We start from the raw sequence: 773 nt of genomic DNA, 5'->3' as shown, positions 1-773 counted from the left end.
ACTTTAATTGGTGTGGCTGGTGCAACAATGATATGTAAGATATAATTCATCTCATACGCTGAGATAATCTTACCACGATATTCACCACCTTCGACATAATCTTCAGTGTTGAAACCATGCGCCTGAACTTCGATGTATTCAGCAGAACCACAATAACCAGTGAGTTTGCCTTTATCTTTGTTCTTCGGATATGGGTCAAATTGGAAGCTTTCAAAGTGAATGAAATCGCCTACTTCTGCCTTAACCCCGTGAGCTTCCAGAATACGATTTAACTGAGCTTCTTTACTTTCTTTATCAGTTTGCGTACTCGTTTGGCTCGTGCTCCTGTTTCCGCTGTAACTAGACTGAGAAGCATTGGGCTGGCGAGTGCCTCTTCCATAGTCATAGTCGTAGTCGTCATCATAGTCATTATACCAGTTACGATTGTATCCGCTATAGACTGGGTAGTGGCGGCGAAAGGTTGGAAGCTCATGCTTCCGTTCCTCCTTAAACTTAAATCCGGAAGAAACATCGAAGACATACTGAACCCCCACTTCCATTTCGAAGTGACGTTTAATAGTCGGTCCGAATGATTTGCGTTTAAATAACCACATAATCATATCTTCCTCGGAAGCACCAAACCAGTCACCTGTTGTGGTTTCAACCAAATGGAAAGGACGGTCTTTGTTTCGGATAAAGTTTAAGGTTTGCTCTTTGGCATCATGCCATACTAAAGTGAACTTACCGTTCATATTCTTCAGCGTTTCCTCAAAACCCTGCTTGGCAATGGAATA

1 protein-coding gene is annotated in these 773 nt (G+C 42.3%); it reads right to left on the bottom strand.

Annotated features, from left to right (window positions below; all coding sequences use genetic code 11):
* Positions 1-773, bottom strand: a 773-nt coding sequence (locus tag N1032_RS24945; protein ID WP_259543244.1) for a hypothetical protein, incomplete at both ends; no start/stop codon positions are given.

Origin of the sequence: Herbiconiux daphne, assembly GCF_024979295.1 — a bacterium.
GTDB lineage: Bacteria > Actinomycetota > Actinomycetes > Actinomycetales > Microbacteriaceae > Herbiconiux > Herbiconiux daphnes.
Note: the sequence above shows the minus strand (reverse complement) of the source record. Positions and strands in the feature narration are given on the sequence as shown.